At 61.6% G+C, this 14937-nt stretch carries 15 protein-coding genes; 6 read left to right on the top strand and 9 right to left on the bottom strand.

The window, feature by feature from the left end:
• Nucleotide 1 precedes the first annotated feature (1 nt).
• A complete protein-coding gene (locus tag FPZ24_RS05355) occupies nucleotides 2-751 on the top strand; it encodes a HesA/MoeB/ThiF family protein (RefSeq protein WP_146574199.1) in 750 nt (249 codons plus the stop codon).
• Here the strand turns inward: FPZ24_RS05355 and galU are convergent.
• On the bottom strand, nucleotides 748-1617 hold the full coding sequence (gene galU / locus FPZ24_RS05350) for a UTP--glucose-1-phosphate uridylyltransferase GalU (RefSeq protein ID WP_146570061.1): 870 nt from the start codon (nucleotides 1615-1617) through the stop codon (nucleotides 748-750). The genes FPZ24_RS05355 and galU overlap by 4 nt on opposite strands.
• Before the next feature lie 105 nt (nucleotides 1618-1722).
• On the opposite strand from galU, the gene wecB reads away from it, so the two are divergent.
• A complete protein-coding gene (gene wecB / locus FPZ24_RS05345) occupies nucleotides 1723-2850 on the top strand; it encodes a non-hydrolyzing UDP-N-acetylglucosamine 2-epimerase (RefSeq protein WP_146570060.1) in 1128 nt (375 codons plus the stop codon).
• Nucleotides 2847-3848 carry an NAD-dependent epimerase/dehydratase family protein gene (locus tag FPZ24_RS05340; protein WP_146570059.1) on the top strand — a complete coding sequence of 334 codons (1002 nt, stop codon included), beginning with the start codon at nucleotides 2847-2849 and terminating at the stop codon, nucleotides 3846-3848. Before wecB ends, FPZ24_RS05340 begins: the two co-directional genes overlap by 4 nt.
• Before the next feature lie 319 nt (nucleotides 3849-4167).
• Here the strand turns inward: FPZ24_RS05340 and FPZ24_RS05335 are convergent, their stop codons facing one another.
• The 5 genes from FPZ24_RS05335 to FPZ24_RS05315 form a co-directional block, all read right to left on the bottom strand.
• Nucleotides 4168-5379 (bottom strand): hypothetical protein, encoded by a 1212-nt coding sequence (locus tag FPZ24_RS05335; protein WP_146570058.1) that lies wholly within the window; start codon nucleotides 5377-5379, stop codon nucleotides 4168-4170.
• 6 nt (nucleotides 5380-5385) lie between these two features.
• Complete coding sequence (locus FPZ24_RS05330) at nucleotides 5386-7605, bottom strand: GumC family protein (protein ID WP_146570057.1); 2220 nt, start codon at nucleotides 7603-7605, stop codon at nucleotides 5386-5388.
• A 62-nt stretch (nucleotides 7606-7667) separates the two neighbouring features.
• Nucleotides 7668-8387 (bottom strand): polysaccharide biosynthesis/export family protein, encoded by a 720-nt coding sequence (locus tag FPZ24_RS05325; protein WP_146570056.1) that lies wholly within the window; start codon nucleotides 8385-8387, stop codon nucleotides 7668-7670.
• Nucleotides 8388-8422: 35 nt separating this feature from the next.
• A complete protein-coding gene (locus tag FPZ24_RS05320; RefSeq protein ID WP_146570055.1) occupies nucleotides 8423-9817 on the bottom strand; it encodes an O-antigen ligase family protein in 1395 nt (464 codons plus the stop codon).
• A 50-nt stretch (nucleotides 9818-9867) separates the two neighbouring features.
• The gene (locus tag FPZ24_RS05315; protein WP_146570054.1) at nucleotides 9868-10851 is read right to left on the bottom strand and encodes a M48 family metallopeptidase; all 984 of its coding nucleotides are present in this window, start codon (nucleotides 10849-10851) and stop codon (nucleotides 9868-9870) included.
• Between the two features lie 245 nt (nucleotides 10852-11096).
• On the opposite strand from FPZ24_RS05315, the gene FPZ24_RS05310 reads away from it, so the two are divergent.
• Together FPZ24_RS05310 and FPZ24_RS05305 are read left to right on the top strand one after the other, a co-directional pair.
• Nucleotides 11097-11702 carry a metallophosphoesterase gene (locus tag FPZ24_RS05310; RefSeq protein WP_338061673.1) on the top strand — a complete coding sequence of 202 codons (606 nt, stop codon included), beginning with the start codon at nucleotides 11097-11099 and terminating at the stop codon, nucleotides 11700-11702.
• A gap of 134 nt (nucleotides 11703-11836) precedes the next feature.
• A complete protein-coding gene (locus tag FPZ24_RS05305) occupies nucleotides 11837-12103 on the top strand; it encodes a hypothetical protein (RefSeq protein WP_338061672.1) in 267 nt (88 codons plus the stop codon).
• Between the two features lie 316 nt (nucleotides 12104-12419).
• On the opposite strand, the gene FPZ24_RS05300 is transcribed toward FPZ24_RS05305, so the two are convergent.
• The 3 genes from FPZ24_RS05300 to FPZ24_RS17740 form a co-directional block, all read right to left on the bottom strand.
• A complete protein-coding gene (locus FPZ24_RS05300; RefSeq protein ID WP_146570053.1) occupies nucleotides 12420-13037 on the bottom strand; it encodes an FKBP-type peptidyl-prolyl cis-trans isomerase in 618 nt (205 codons plus the stop codon).
• 99 nt (nucleotides 13038-13136) lie between these two features.
• A complete protein-coding gene (gene rpsU, locus FPZ24_RS05295; protein ID WP_146570052.1) occupies nucleotides 13137-13343 on the bottom strand; it encodes a 30S ribosomal protein S21 in 207 nt (68 codons plus the stop codon).
• A 110-nt stretch (nucleotides 13344-13453) separates the two neighbouring features.
• Nucleotides 13454-13585, bottom strand: coding sequence for a hypothetical protein (locus FPZ24_RS17740; RefSeq protein ID WP_275669359.1), 132 nt, complete (start codon nucleotides 13583-13585; stop codon nucleotides 13454-13456).
• Nucleotides 13586-13798: 213 nt separating this feature from the next.
• Between FPZ24_RS17740 and FPZ24_RS05290 the strand changes: the two genes are divergently transcribed.
• Nucleotides 13799-14539, top strand: coding sequence for a response regulator (locus FPZ24_RS05290; protein ID WP_146570051.1), 741 nt, complete (start codon nucleotides 13799-13801; stop codon nucleotides 14537-14539).
• Nucleotides 14540-14937 lie beyond the last annotated feature (398 nt).

Here is a 14937-nt window from a genome sequence, read left to right as displayed (position 1 = left end):
CGTGAGTCTCAGCGACGACGACCTGATCCGGTTCGCCCGGCATATCGTATTGAAGGAAATCGGCGGCGCCGGGCAGACGCGGTTGCGCGCCAGCCATGTCGTCGTGATCGGCGCGGGCGGGATCGGGTCACCGGCCTTGCAATATCTCGTCGCGGCGGGTGTGGGGCGGATCACGATCGTCGACGACGACGTGGTCGATCTGTCGAACCTGCAGCGGCAGACCCTGTTCGGCATGGCAGACATCGGGACGTCTAAGACAGCCGCCGCCGCCGCCGCCTTGGCCAGACTCGATCCCGCGACCACGGTAGAGCAAAGGACGACGCGCATCGATGCCGGCAACGCGAAGGAGTTGCTGGCCGGGGCAGAGGTCGTACTCGACGGCTCCGACAATTTTACGACTCGCCTTGCGGTCGCGGATGCGGCTCTGGCATCGCATATCCCGTTAGTGTCGGCGGCGGTCAGCCAGTTCGAGGGGCAGCTCGGCGTCTATCGCGGCTGGGAGGCGGACAAGCCCTGCTATCGCTGCTTCGTAGGGAGCGATCCGGACCGCCAAGGGGTCAGCTGCGCCGATGCCGGCGTGCTGGGCGCGATGGCAGGCGTCATGGGTAGCCTCGCCGCGCTCGAAGTCATCCGCGCCATCGTGCCGTTCGGCGACGACAGCGCGGGTAAATTGTTGCTCGCGGACGCGCTGTCGCTGCGCTTTCGGACGATCGCGCTATCGAAAGACCCGGGTTGCGGCTGCGCCCGTTAAGCCACCAGTCTCTTTGCAAACTCCCGGACATGCGGCCCGATGTCTGGGCGTGCCAGTGCGACGGCTAGATTCGCCTCGATATACCCCGCCTTGTCGCCGCAATCGTAGCGTTGGCCGTCGAAGGTGAAGCCGTGGAACGGCTGCTTACCGATCAACTGCGCCATCGCGTCGGTTAGCTGGATTTCGCCGCCCGCGCCGCGCACCGGATTGTCGAGGATGCGCATCACGTCGGGTTGCAGGATGTATCGGCCCGGCGTCATCAGGTTCGACTTGGCGGTGCCGATCGGCGGCTTCTCGATGACTTCGAGCACCTCTGTCAGGCGTCCGTCGATCTGACCGGGCGTGATGATCCCGTATTTGTCGGTCTGGTCGGCGGGCACTTCGAGCGCGCCGATCAGATTGCCGCCGACCTTGTAATAGGCGTCGACCATCTGTTTGAGAAAACCCGGTTTTCCGACCATCAACTCGTCGGGCAGCAGCACCGCGAACGGCTCGTCGCCGACGATTTCGCGGGCGCACCATACCGCATGGCCGAGGCCGAGCGGTTCCTGCTGGCGGATATAGACCGGCGAGCCCGGCCGCTGGCGGATGCCGTCGATCAGCGCCATCGACTTGCCCCGCGCGCGCATCGTCGCTTCGAGTTCGTAGGAGACGTCGAAATGATCTTCGAGCGCGGACTTGCCGCGGCCGGTCACGAAGATGATCTGTTCGACCCCGGCTTCCAGCGCCTCCTCGACCGCATATTGGATCAGCGGCTTGTCGACGACCGTCAGCATTTCCTTCGGCATCGCCTTCGTCGCGGGGAGGAAGCGCGTGCCGAGACCGGCGACGGGGAAAACGGCCTTGCGAAGGGGTTTGATCGTCATTCCTGCTCTCGAATTCTGGCCGGCGGGCGGTTAAAGCCGCCGATGAGGTCGCAATTCGCGGCTTGCCTAGCCGCCAATTAATGAAGAACGGATTAGTCGGACATCATGCCTGACGCACGCAAAATTCTCGTCATCTTCGGAACGCGCCCGGAGGCGATCAAGCTGTTCCCGGTGATCAACGCCTTGACCACGACGCCGGGCCTCAAGGTGCGGACCTGCGTGACGGCGCAGCATCGTGGGCTGCTCGATCAGGTCATGTCGATCGCCGGGCTGACGCCCGATATCGACCTCGACCTGATGGAGCCGGGCCAGACACTCGACCGGCTAACCGCCAAACTGCTGACTGGTTTGGGCGAGGTGATGGACGCCGAGCAGCCAGACCGTGTGCTGGTCCAGGGCGATACCGCGACCGCGATGGTCGGGGCGCTGGCTGCCTACTATCGCAAGGTGCCGGTCGGGCATGTCGAGGCGGGCTTGCGCTCGGGCGACATCTACCAGCCGTGGCCCGAGGAGGTGAATCGCCGCATCGTCGCGCCGATCGCCGATCAGCATTTCGCGCCGACCGAAACCGCCGCGGCCGCGCTGAAGGCGGAGAATATCGATCCGGCGACGATCCACGTCACTGGCAACACTGTGATCGACGCGCTGCATTGGACCAGCGAACGGATCGCGGCCGACCCGTCGCTCGCCGCGGGGCTCGACCCGATCGCCGAGCGGTTCGCGGGCAAGCGCATCGTGCTCGTCACGACGCATCGCCGCGAGAATTTCGGTGGCGGCATGGAGAATATCGCCCGCGCCATCGCCCGCGTCGCCGCGCGCGATGACGTCGCGATACTGTTCCCCATGCATCCCAACCCCAATGTCGGCAGCGTGATGGATGCGATCCTGGGCGACCGGCCCAATGTCGCGCGGATCGACCCGCTCGACTATCCGCATTTCATTCGCGCGCTCGGCCTGTGCCATCTCGCGCTGACCGATTCGGGTGGTGTGCAGGAAGAAGCACCGGCGCTCGGCAAGCCTGTGCTGGTAATGCGCGACACGACCGAGCGCCCCGAGGGCGTCACGGCCGGTACCGCCAAGCTGATCGGCACCGACGAGGATCGGATCGTTGCAGAGGTCGGTCGACTGCTCGACGACGACACGGCCTATACCGCGATGGCGCAAGCGCATAATCCGTTCGGCGACGGCCATGCGGCGGGGCGGATTGCCGCGATCGTGAAGGACAGCCTGTGAAGTTTCTCGTCACCGGGTCCGCCGGGTTCATTGGCTTCCATGTCGCGAGCCGCCTTCTACAGGCTGGCCACGACGTGCTCGGGATCGACAATTTTTCCGAATATTACGACGTCGCGTTGAAGGAGCAGCGCAACGACATCCTGTCGAATCACGCCAATTTCCGCGTCGCGCGCGTCGGCGTGGACGACATGGCGGCGTTCGGCGCCGAATGGGAATCGTTTCGCCCCGACGTGGTGATCCACCTCGCCGCGCAGGCCGGCGTTCGCTATTCGATCGATCATCCCGAAACCTATGTTCAGGCCAATCTGATCGGAACGTTCAACGTCCTCGAACTCGCGCGCCGCACGCAGCCCCGCCATCTGCTCGCGGCTTCCACCAGCTCGGTCTACGGCGCCAATACCGACATGCCGTTCGACGAAGGGCAGAAGATCGCGACCCCGCTCACCTTCTACGCTGCGACCAAGGGCGCGACAGAGCTGATGGGGCACAGCTACGCCCATCTGTTCGGCGTGCCGATCACGTTCTTTCGCTTCTTCACGGTCTATGGCCCATGGGGCCGCCCCGACATGGCATTGTTCAAGTTCGCCAAGGCGATCGACGAGGGTAAACCTCTCGACGTTTACAATCGCGGCGACATGGTTCGCGATTTTACCTATGTGGAAGATCTCGCCGAAGCTGTCGTTCGGCTGGCCGATGCCATCCCTGGCAGGGAACCGGTCGACGGCGATAGCCTATCGCCCGTCGCACCGTGGCGCGTCGTCAATATCGGCCAAGGCGAGCCGGTGAAGCTCATGAACTATATAGCCGAAATCGAGCGCGCGATGGGCAAGCCGGCGATCCTCAATCTCATGCCCATGCAGCCAGGTGACGTACCAGCGACGGAAGCGTCGGCCGAACTGTTGCAACGCCTCACGGGATATGCACCGTCAACGCCGCTATCGGTCGGCGTCCCCGCCTTCGTACGGTGGTATCGCGACAACTATTCAGGTCGATCTTAATCGCGCTACGCAAAGAAATCTCATGCTGGCGACTACTTAGTACCTTCTGCGTTCGGAAGCGTGGTAGCAGATTTATCGTCCGCCTTGGGTCGAACGAAGCGATCCAACCTGTTATTTAGTCGACTATCGATCCGCGTGTTAATCCGCTGATTTGCTCGTTGGATTAACCTGACGTCATCCGGATCTTGATCGCGGTCGCCAACGCGGCTGCCATATTCCTTGAGAGTTCGACCATCTTTATCTTGCGCGTTTGCGCTGGTGGCAGCGAGCATGACCATCAAGGGACTTGCCCACACCACGCAAAGGTGTCGAAGCGAGATCATTGCAGCCTCATAACCGATACGGAATCGACGAGGCCCGTCGCTCCTTGCACGTCGTCGCTCGCACGCACCGTCAAGGCCAACGATTGGGTTTCGCACTTTGGCGGCACGGTAAAGTCGATCGAAAACTTTTTACTGTTTTCGATCGGTCCGCCCATTTCCAGCGACGCCAGAGACCGCTCGTCGCCACATTTCAGTTCCCAATACGGACCGGATTTAAGCATTTGCGAGGCTTCGCGAAGTACACTGTCGAGACGATATCGACCAGGCGGTAGCAGAAGTGTTTGACGGGCAACCGTCGCCACTACCGTCGGCGACAGCCTGTAGTCCAAGCCTCGATCGTCTTGGCCTGCACCCAATTCCACCGAAACGCCACTCCCGGGAACCAGCTGCCAATCGAACGGCGTGCTGGCAGCACCGACACTTTTGAATGTCCCATTTCTGATTAGGACGCGCGCTGCGGCCGGATGTATCGACTTGTAATATTGCCAAGCGCTCGCCGTCTCTCCTCGCGCGACGAGATTCCCCAGCAAGGTTTCGTCGAGATCAGGCTCGATCGGCAGTCCACCCCGCCTTGCGTCTAGCAATAGCTCGGCCGCCGCGCTGTAATCCGGGCCGTTTCTCACCAAATCTACCAAAAAACCGCTCGACCAAATCGGCTTTCCCCGCAACGTCTGCGCCAATTCACGGCGAATAAGCGGATCTGAAGTCGCGTTCCGCAGGATCGGGAAGAGAAGCGACGTACCACTATCGTTGGCAGACCGCAGGGCGATATCGTAATGCCGTAACGCCTCTTTCACGTTGCCGTCATTCACGGCCTTTTCCAGTAGATACAATTGCGTGGGCAGATCGCGGCGAGACAGGCGCTCTGAATAAGCGAACCAGTTGTTCGCCACGGAATTGTTTCCCGCCAGCGCCGCCGAAAGTCCCAGCGTATCGACCGCGGAAACCGCCGTACCGTCACGCGAAAGCGCCTTGCGAGCCAGCGCGACGGCCGCCGCTTGGCTACCGTTCGCCGCCGGACGTTCCATCATCACTTGCGCCGCGCGAGCCATGACGCGCGCATCGCCGCCGAACACCGACATCGCAGATACCGGATCGGCCTTTGACCAAGCTGCAGCGACGTTGCGAATGATCGCCAGATATCCGGCGCCGACCAGTACCAACCCGATAAGGCATCTGATGACGAACGGAAAACGCCCTTTGAGCATTGCGAACTAACGCCCCTCTCGAGCCTTGGTCTCGGCACGCTTGTCGCGGCCATAACCATATCCGTACTCGTAACCGTAGCCGTAATGCGCGCGCTTCGCTTCGAACTTGGTCAACACGCCACCGACCACGTGCGCGCTCGCGCTCGAGAGACGCGCTAGAGCCGTTCGGACCAGGCTGGTACGAATTCCGTGGGATTCAACAACATACACGGTGGCTTCGACGCGGCTGCAGATCAAGGGGGCATCCGCAAGACCCATGATCGGCGGAGAGTCCACGATCACATGGTCGAACATCGCCAACAATTCTGCGATGAGCTTGCCCAATCGTTCGCCAGTGAGCAGTTCGGCCGCATTGGGCGGAATCGGCCCCGCCGGCATCGCCATCAACTCCAAATCGGCAATTGGCACGATCAGCGATCGGATATCGTCCGATCCCGACAGATAATTACTGAGGCCCTTGGCATTCGTCGCCTTGGCGAAGTGATGAACCGACGGCGAACGCATGTCGCCGTCGATCAGGATCACCCGTTTTCCAGATCGGGCAAGCATCGTGGCCAGCGCGAGGGCGGTAGTCGATTTGCCTTCCGCCGGCCGCGTGCTCGTAACGGCCAACGATCGTGGCACCCCGTGCTCTGTCGAAAACTGCAAGTTGGTTTGCACCGCAAGATACGCCTCGACCACGTCGGACTTTCGGTCCGACAGCGAGACGATCGGATCGACATCGACCGACTTCGGCACCGCGCCCAAGAGCGAAAGACCCAATTCTCCTTCGATTTCCTCGGGATCCGCGACAGCCTCGTCGATCTGCTCCAGAGCGAATGCCGCCAAGCCGCCCAGCGCGAGACCAGCGAACAAGGACAACGCCAGGTTGAGTATCATTCGCGGGCTGGACGGTTTCACAGGGACGTCGGCGGCGTCGACAACCGAAACGTTATTTACGCCGACCCCGCCGGCAACGCCGATTTCCTTATAGCGCTGAAGGAGGCCGTCATAGAGTTGTCGGTTGGTATCCACCTCGCGCTGAAATATGTTGTATTGAATACTGCGCCGACGCAGATCGAGAATATCGCCCTTCAAGCCGCCTACCTTGGTCTTGAGCTGGTTCTCCCGATCGACCGCAGCACGATATTCGTCCGTTACCGACGCGTTCGCGCGCGCCTCCTCCCGGCCGATATTCTTATCCAATTGCGCGATCTGGGCCGCAACTGCCTTCGCTGCAGGATATCCAGGTTCGAACTGAACCATCATCCGCTGATATTCGGCGGAAAGCTCCGCGCGCTTCTGCCGCAATCCGTTGACGGCGTCGTTGCGCAACTGTTCCGAACCGACGCCGCCGCGTTTCGACTGTTGGTAGTGAGCCTCGGCCTGAACTCGATCCGCGGTCGCTTGCAACAATGCGGTGTTGAGCGCGACGAGGTCGTCAACATCGATCGACCGGTCTGGCAATCTCGTACCGTCGGCAGCGGTAGTCCCGGGCAGATTGATGATCTTCTGCGCACTTGCGTATGCCACCAACTGGCGTTCGGAATCCTCAAGTTTGATGCGCAACTGCTCAAGACGGCTTTCCAGAAACTTTCGCGCGTATGACGTCGCCTGGAAACGCCGTTCCAACGTAATTTGAATGAAGCTGTCCGCCCACGTGTTCGCTACGCGCGCGGACAGGCCGGGATCAGGACTGGTAAAGTCGATCTCTACCAGACGCGATAGGCGCGTAGGCGCAACCCCAACATTTTTAAGAAGAATCTCGCCCGCCCTACGAGTTCGTTCCTCGCGACCACTCGGCGAGTATCGGCCGTTCAGTTGCTCGAAAGCTGGTCCGTTGACCTTGGCACCGAACATCTGAAAGAACTTAGGATCATCGCTCAGTTTCAACTGATTGGCCACGCGTTCAGACAAAGTTCGGGACTGAAGCAGGCCATATTGAGTCTGATAGAATTCTTGATCCGCGACACTCGCTTCACGTTCGACACCCTGAATCTCGGTGATTTTGTTCGATTCACGCGAAATTTCCAGCACTGTCGATGCCGTATATTTGGGAGTCGTCAACATCGTTACGATCAGGCCGAGCACCAGGCAGCCAGCGGTAAAGCCGGCGATAACCCAACGCCAGCGAACAGCAATCCGCATGTACTGGCGAATGAGCGGGACTGCACGATTGTCGAAATCGTGACTTGCAGCGCCTTCAAGCGCCTGCGGGGAGAGATTTACTGTCGAAATCTTGTTCATTTACAATGATCACTTTGGAATCGTGGCCAGCGAGCCATGTCAGGGGATTTCAGCGGCTGTAACTATTTTGAGTTCAAAACTGCTACGAGCGGAGCTGCGAGAAGAGGAGCCAGCGACACAAAATCTTTAAACAAGCGCCGTTGCGGAGAATCACCGACAATTATCACGTCGTTGGCGTATATTGCAGGGTCTGCATAATATCCGCGTCGGATAGCGGCGAGGTTGTAGAGGCCGGCCAAACGCTTCCCGGACACCGTACGCAATATGACCACATCATTCACCTTGGCGTATTCGGACAACCCCTTCGCGGATGCCACGGCGCGCATCAAGGTCATCTGATTTGTGACGGGGTAAAGACCTGGTTCGATCACCGCTCCATCGACCGTCACAACCTGACTGACCGAATTCTTGATATTGATCGTCACCTTCGGATCGCGAATATACTGCTGGGCAAGGGCCGTTTCGATCGAGCGCGAAAGCTCGTCAGCAGTCTTGCCTCGCGCGTCGATGGTGCCGACCAGAGGCATGGCGATGCGGCCACTAGCATCAACCTGTGCCTCGCGGCTTAAATCAGGCAAACCGAACACTTCGACGCTGATCGTGTCGAGCGGACCGATCAGACTGGGTCGATCGCCAATAACGAGGTCAGCGCGTTCGGGCGCAGGTAGTCCAGCGACGTCATCGACCACTGTCAGCGACGCCGTGCTTTTGATGGGCGGGTGGCCTGCACAGGCCGATAACGTCAAGGCCGCAAACGACGTGCAGGCGACAGCAAAGCGCATAGTCGAAACATTCCATTCAATCTGGGAGTTAGGCCCTATAGGAACTTGCCGCTGGACGGTAAAGCGCTCCCGGCGGCGTCAGGTTCGCTACGATTGGGTGAGGACCCGGTCAGCCAACAGCCCGCCACCATCATGATCACCATGAACATCGGTGTGCGCACCGGATAGTCGGACACGCTGGCAACGACGACGAGCCCCACGATCAGCGCGCCCAATCGACCCATTCTCGCATTTTCGCCGCTTTCCGAAAACATGACGATCATGCGACGGAACAACCAAATCAACGCGGTGAGGAGGATGATCGGACCGAATATCCCCGTTTCGATCACTGTTTCCAAAAGATCATTGTGTGCGTGGTTGAAATATGTCGGCTCCAACAACGCGAACGGTTCGGCGCTGCGAAATACAGGATCGAACGAACCCAGGCCTGCGCCGAACGGGAAATATGTTTTCGCGATCTCTAGAACGGTCGGCAAGGCGCGCAGTCGAAAATCTGCGTCCAAATTAAGCGTAGTTGCCCGATTCAGGGAAGCCGCACGCCCGAAGTAACTGGACAGGAGCAAGACCCCGACCGCGATGATCAGCGATATCCCGATCCATAAAGCAATACCGGTCTTGCGCGCAGCGGGTTTTCCTCGCCTGGGTCGAGCCAGGAACGGACCGGCCATGATCGCCACCCCGCCCAAAATGACACCTGTCCGCGACCCCGTGACCAGGATCGAAACCGACAATAGCAAAACGACACAGACTGCCAGCCACAACCGCCGGTCACGCCAATGCCCCCCGCGTTGAAACCCCCAGAACCATGCCACGACGATGCCTATGGCCAGAAATACTGCTTGGTGGTTTCGATTGGCGAACATACCGCCATAGTCATCCGTCGATCCGTTGATGAGCGGATTTTCGGGCGCGCTGCCAGCGGCTTGAAGAAGCGCGAGAAGCGCACTGAACAGAACCACCGCGATCAACAAATATTGAACTCGTCTGACCGTCCTGTTTTCGAGTGACGACAACAACACAAGGACGCTAAGCGGTACCAGCAGAGAAAAAAGCGAATTCCACCCCGCATCGGGTACCAGATTCATCGGCCGCCAGCCTTCCCCGCCAAGCGGCGACGACGCGATAAGGCCTCTGCCCGGCAACGCCGTCCAAATCTGAGGGGGCAATGGAACGAGTTGCAGCGCCGCCACGGCTACCATCGCGCCCAGCAACCATGAACAGGCGCGGTAGCGGCTCAATTCGGGCGCACGGCCCGCCACGACTTGTACGAACATCGCCATGACGGCAAATCCGCGGATTACCGCTTGCGCCAATACATCGTCTCGCGATGCGCCGCCTGCTGCACAAAGCGCCACAAACAAAATGACGAGCAATATAGCGGGCAGCCGCTCGCTACGCGTCAGGCCGATGTCGATTTTAGGGAGAGCCATATCGACGCGTTACACAGATCGATTTGCGGCGAAAAGAGGCCATTCGGATTTCAACGAAGTGGCTGGCTGCGTGCGGACAACATAGCGGGAATGATGGGCTGATCGGCACTAGGTTTAGCCGTCTTCGCGACCACGTCCATCGCTTTTGCGCGGCTTTTCCCCGACGCATGCGTTCGGCTGCGGAAAATCCCTTCCGTTCCGATCTTGCCACCCCACTTGCGCCAGAAGCGCCCAGGCGCCAGCGGATCGTAGCCGGCGTTCGCCAGCAGATAGACGCTGAGTTCGTCCGCCTGATCCTCGGTCTCGCGGATCAATCGCGCGTTGCGCCCGAACTCCGCCGCGATGCCCCGCGATATGCCCGCCGCATCGAGGCGCGCGCGGTGGCGCAGGATGTTGTGCGCGAACTCATGCGCAACGACGACGGCGATTTCCTCGTCGGACATACCTTCGAAGAACTTCTCGCCGAGCTGGACAATGGTGCCGTCGGCCTGGGCATCGTAGCCGTTGCCGATGACGATTTCGAACCGCGATTTGCACGCGACGCGCGGCGCGAGTTCGCGGCGCACGGTCTGGCCGTCATGGTCGAAGGTGATCGCCAGCGGCCGATCCGATGGCGTCGAGTCGATCAGCGCGAGGGCGCGATCGCGGTCCGTACTCGCAGGCTTCGATCCGTCCGCGACGGCGCTTGGCAGCGGATGGTCGCCGATCGCGAGGACCGCGTCGTTGGCGGCGACCCCCGCCCCTTGCGCCGCGCCTCCATCGATCACCCCTTCCACCGCCACCGGCGCGCGAAAACCGAACACGCGCTTCACCGTCGGCCAGTCCGATTCGCGATACTGGCGCAGGCTGTGCAGCACCATGCCGAGCGCCGGCTGCCGCTGATCGCACAGTTCGACGTTGGCGATGGTCAGCCGCTCCGCGATCGTCGCTAGCCGCGTGTCGGCGTTGCGCAATACGCCGAAGAACGCGTCGTTGGGGCTGTCGGCGGGAGTCGACGCAATTGCCGCAAGCGCGGCCAGAACAAACAGTTTCACCGGCCTCTCGTAGCGAACCGCCGCGTGCCTTGCCAGATGCGGACGCGGTTTCTATGCAGTCGCCTTTCCCCCGATAGTCGAACGATGATCGCCAAGTTTTTCAAGCGCCGGGCCGCCGAGCCGATCGCGGCTCCCGAAATGCCGTCGGGCCAGCGCGTCTATGCGATCGGCGATATCCATGGTCGACTCGACCTGCTCGACGATTTGCTGATGCAGATCGGCGCCGACAATGCCGCTCGCCCCCCTTGGCGACCACGCTCATCTTCCTGGGCGACCTGGTCGATCGCGGTCCCGATTCGGCAGGCGTCGTCGAACGCGTGCGCAAGCTGGCGGCGAGCGATGTCGATGTCCGTGTGCTGATGGGCAATCACGAGGAAGTGTTCCTGGCCGCGGTGCGCGGCGACTTGCCCGCTTTGCGTTTCTGCTGTCGGATCGGCGGGCGGGAGACGATGATCAGCTATGGCATCAGCCAGGAAGAATATGAGCGGCTGGATTATGCCGAACTGGCGGAACGGCTGACCGAGATCGTGCCGGCCGAGCATACCGATTTCATCGCAGGCTTCGAGGATGTGATCGTCGCCGGCGACTATGCCTTCGTTCATGCCGGCATCCGACCGAACGTCGCGATCGCCGAGCAGCGCCAGAAGGACATGCGGTGGATCCGCGAGCCGTTCCTCGACTACGAAGGCACGTTCGAAGCGTTCGTTGTCCATGGCCATACGATCCTGGAAGACATTGACGAGCGCTCCAACCGGATCGGGATCGATACTGGCGCCTATGTCACGGGGAAACTCACCGCGCTGGGCCTCGAGGGCGCCGATCGCTGGGTGCTGCAGACGCAGATGCCTTGATTCTTCGGGGTCGGCAGCGCCGAAAGTATTAACGCATTGAAAAGACGTTGTGGCACCGCGGCAACATCGCAAATGTTTGGTGAACGTGAAGCCGGACAAGGGGTTGCCACCGCCAAGCGGCGATGATAGGCGGCTTGGGCAATTACAAAACAAGGGAGTATTTCATGCGTCTGGGTAAATTGGCCGCTGCAGTTGCCGCCATTTCGATGACCGCTGCCCCCGCGCTGGCTGCTCCGGTTAACCCCGCAGCGTCGCTGTCGGTGAGCAAGTCGGTTCGTGCTTCGGCTCCGGCCAAGGGCACCAACAAGTTCGGCGGCGCCGGCGCGGTTGTCGCCGTCGTTGCGGTTCTCGCGATCGTCGGTGGCATCGTCGCCGCTTCGAGCGATTCGAAGAGCAAGTAATTCAAGCCACAGCTTGAAGAAAGTGGCGGCCTCGTGCCGCCATTTTTTTTGCTTTTTCAGGTGGAGTGCGGGCGCGACTCTACCGGCACAAAAGGTTTGGTCGGTAATCGCCGACCGCCAGAGCCGACGCTCAGACACAAGTCGCAGACGCGCCGTTCTTCGCTAGTCTCATGCTGACCGGCACCGCTTCCCACCACCTCACATGTCGAACCGAGGATATCGCCGACTGCGAGGACGGATAGCTAGCGCGAGTTGGCACAGGCGAAACAAGCCAAGAAAAAGGCCGGGTGTTACCCCGGCCCCTTTAAATCGCTGATTACATTCCCGGCGGAGGAGCAGCGCCGCCCGGCGCACCACCGCCCGGGGCGCCGCCCGGGGCGCCGCCCGGAGGACCACCGGCACCGCCGCCGCCCATCATCATCTGCTGCTGGTACTGATCCAGCACCGCTTGCGGCAGGAATTCGATCAGTTCGACGTCGAACGCGAGCTGCGCGTTGGGCGGGATTGGCCCGCCGCCCTTCTCGCCATAGGCAAGCTTGGCGGGGATCCAGAAGCGGTACTTTGCGCCCTTGCTCATCAGCTTCAGGCCTTCTGAGAAGCCGGGCACGACCTTGGCGATCGGCATTGGTGTCGGCTGCTGCGACTTATCGAAGGTAACGCCCGAGCGGAGCTTGCCCTCGTAGTTGATCAGCGCGACGTCCGAATCGGTCGGGTGCGGACCTGTACCGGGGGTCAGCACCTTATATTGCAGCCCCGACGCGGTGGTCTTGATCGCCGAATCGGTCCCGAACCAGCCGCGCTGCGACCTCGCCCAATAATCGTCACCCTGCCGCGCGAGCAAAAAGGCCGCAACGACCAGTATGACAATTCCGATCCACAGCCAGGTAAGGTAGCTGCGCTTGACGGGCTGGAGCGGAACGGCGGTCACGGTCATGAAAAGCAGCCTCGACGGGATGGGCCGCTGACAGGCGGCCGGGACACGCTGTCGGTAGATGGGGGGCTCGCGGTCGGCAAGCCCCTGAACGCAGCGGTCTTACTTGACCCCGTCGCGCTCCATCCGCTTGCGCTCGAGCTTGCGAGCGCGGCGGACGGCGGCAGCGCGCTCGCGGGCGCGCTTCTCGCTGGGCTTCTCGTAGTGACGGCGCAGCTTCATCTCACGATACACGCCCTCGCGCTGGAGCTTCTTCTTGAGAGCCCGAAGCGCCTGATCGACATTGTTATCGCGCACGATGATTTGCATAAAACCCGTCAACTCCGAATCGAAATGAGTATCGCGGCCGCAGACAGGGTCAGCGCCGCAAGAGCGGGGCCCCTAACAAACCACAGCTACAAAGGCAAGCGCCGGCCGGCTCAGGCGCGATCGACGATCCAGACACGCTTGGCCTGGCGGCGCAGTTTGACGCCGCAATGCGCACAGCGGCTGACATAGGTGTCGCCGTCGGGCGTGATGTGCTTCTCGCTGCGTACGTGGCGGCCCTTCATGCAGTTCGGCAGGCCAATAATTCTCTTGATCATAACGTCCGTGGAACGGTTGCGATAGTTTATGACCGAGCGCGTTAAACATGGATCAAATCCGCATCAATCCGATTTTCCACCGACTTGGTCGGTGTTGCCCGGAATCCACAATGCCCGGCAAACGAGCAATTGTTGCAGCGGTGCAATGCGGCGGATACGCTTCCCGCTCACCCAGTCGGGATGTTGCAAGCCGCCGCCACCGTGGACCTGACCACCCGCCTCCTCATCGTCGATGACGACCCCGGCATTCGCGAGCTGACCGCCGCGTTCCTGGTCGGGCATGGCTATGTCGTCGATACCGCCGCCGACGGCGCCGCGATGCGCGAGGCGATGGCGGCGAACGACTACGACCTGATCGTGCTCGACGTCATGATGCCGGGCGAGGACGGCCTCACCATCCTACGCAGCCTCGAACCCGCAACCGCGCCGCCGGTGATCATCGTGTCGGTGGTCGGAACCGAAATCGACAAGGTGGTCGGCCTGGAAATGGGTGCCGACGATTATCTCGCAAAGCCCGCCAACCCGCGCGAGCTACTCGCGCGCGTGCGGTCGGTCCTGCGTAGAAACGCCGGCAATATCGGCGAGGCGAAGCCGCGCGACGGGCGGACGCTTTATCGGTTCGCAGGGTGGAAGCTCGATCCGCTCGCGCGCGAACTGGCCGATCCGGACGGCGTCATCATCAACCTGTCGGATGGTGAGTTTCGCTTGCTCCTCGTGTTCGTCGAGCGGCCACGACGCATTCTCTCCCGAGACCAGTTGCTCGACCTGTCGCGCGGCGTGAATACCGAGCATTTCGATCGCGCGATCGACGTCCAGGTCAGCCGGCTGCGCCGCAAGCTGCAACGCGCCGGCGACGACGACTTGATCCGCACCGTCCGCAACGAAGGCTATCTGTTCGGTGCCGATGTCGACCGCCGCTAGGTCCCGCCGCTCGATCGTCTGGTCGATCCTCGCGCTCGTTATCACGTCGGTCGCGGTGGCGACGATCGCGTTGTTCGCGGTGACCTTTTCGGGCCCGCCGCCCAAACCCGCGCCGCAGCCGGTCGCGTCGATCGCCGCCTTGCTGCGGGGCGGCAAGGCGCCCACGACGATGGCGGAATGGCAGTTGCGCGTCGTGACCAGCGCGACCGCGCCCAGCCCCCACCCCCCGCGAGCAGCGCGACCCGGCCTTCTCGCATCTACTCGCATTCGAACTCGGCGTGCCGGACGGCGACGCGGTGGTCTATCGCGACCTCGGCCGCGAGGCACCGCCCGACGGCCTGGCCGCGCCGTTCGTCGCGGGAGCGCGGCTCAACGGGACGTGGCGGATCGCCTTCACC

The sequence above is a fragment of the Sphingomonas panacisoli genome (genome assembly GCF_007859635.1).
GTDB classification, from domain to species: Bacteria; Pseudomonadota; Alphaproteobacteria; order Sphingomonadales; family Sphingomonadaceae; genus Sphingomonas; species Sphingomonas panacisoli.
Note: the sequence above shows the minus strand (reverse complement) of the source record. Positions and strands in the feature narration are given on the sequence as shown.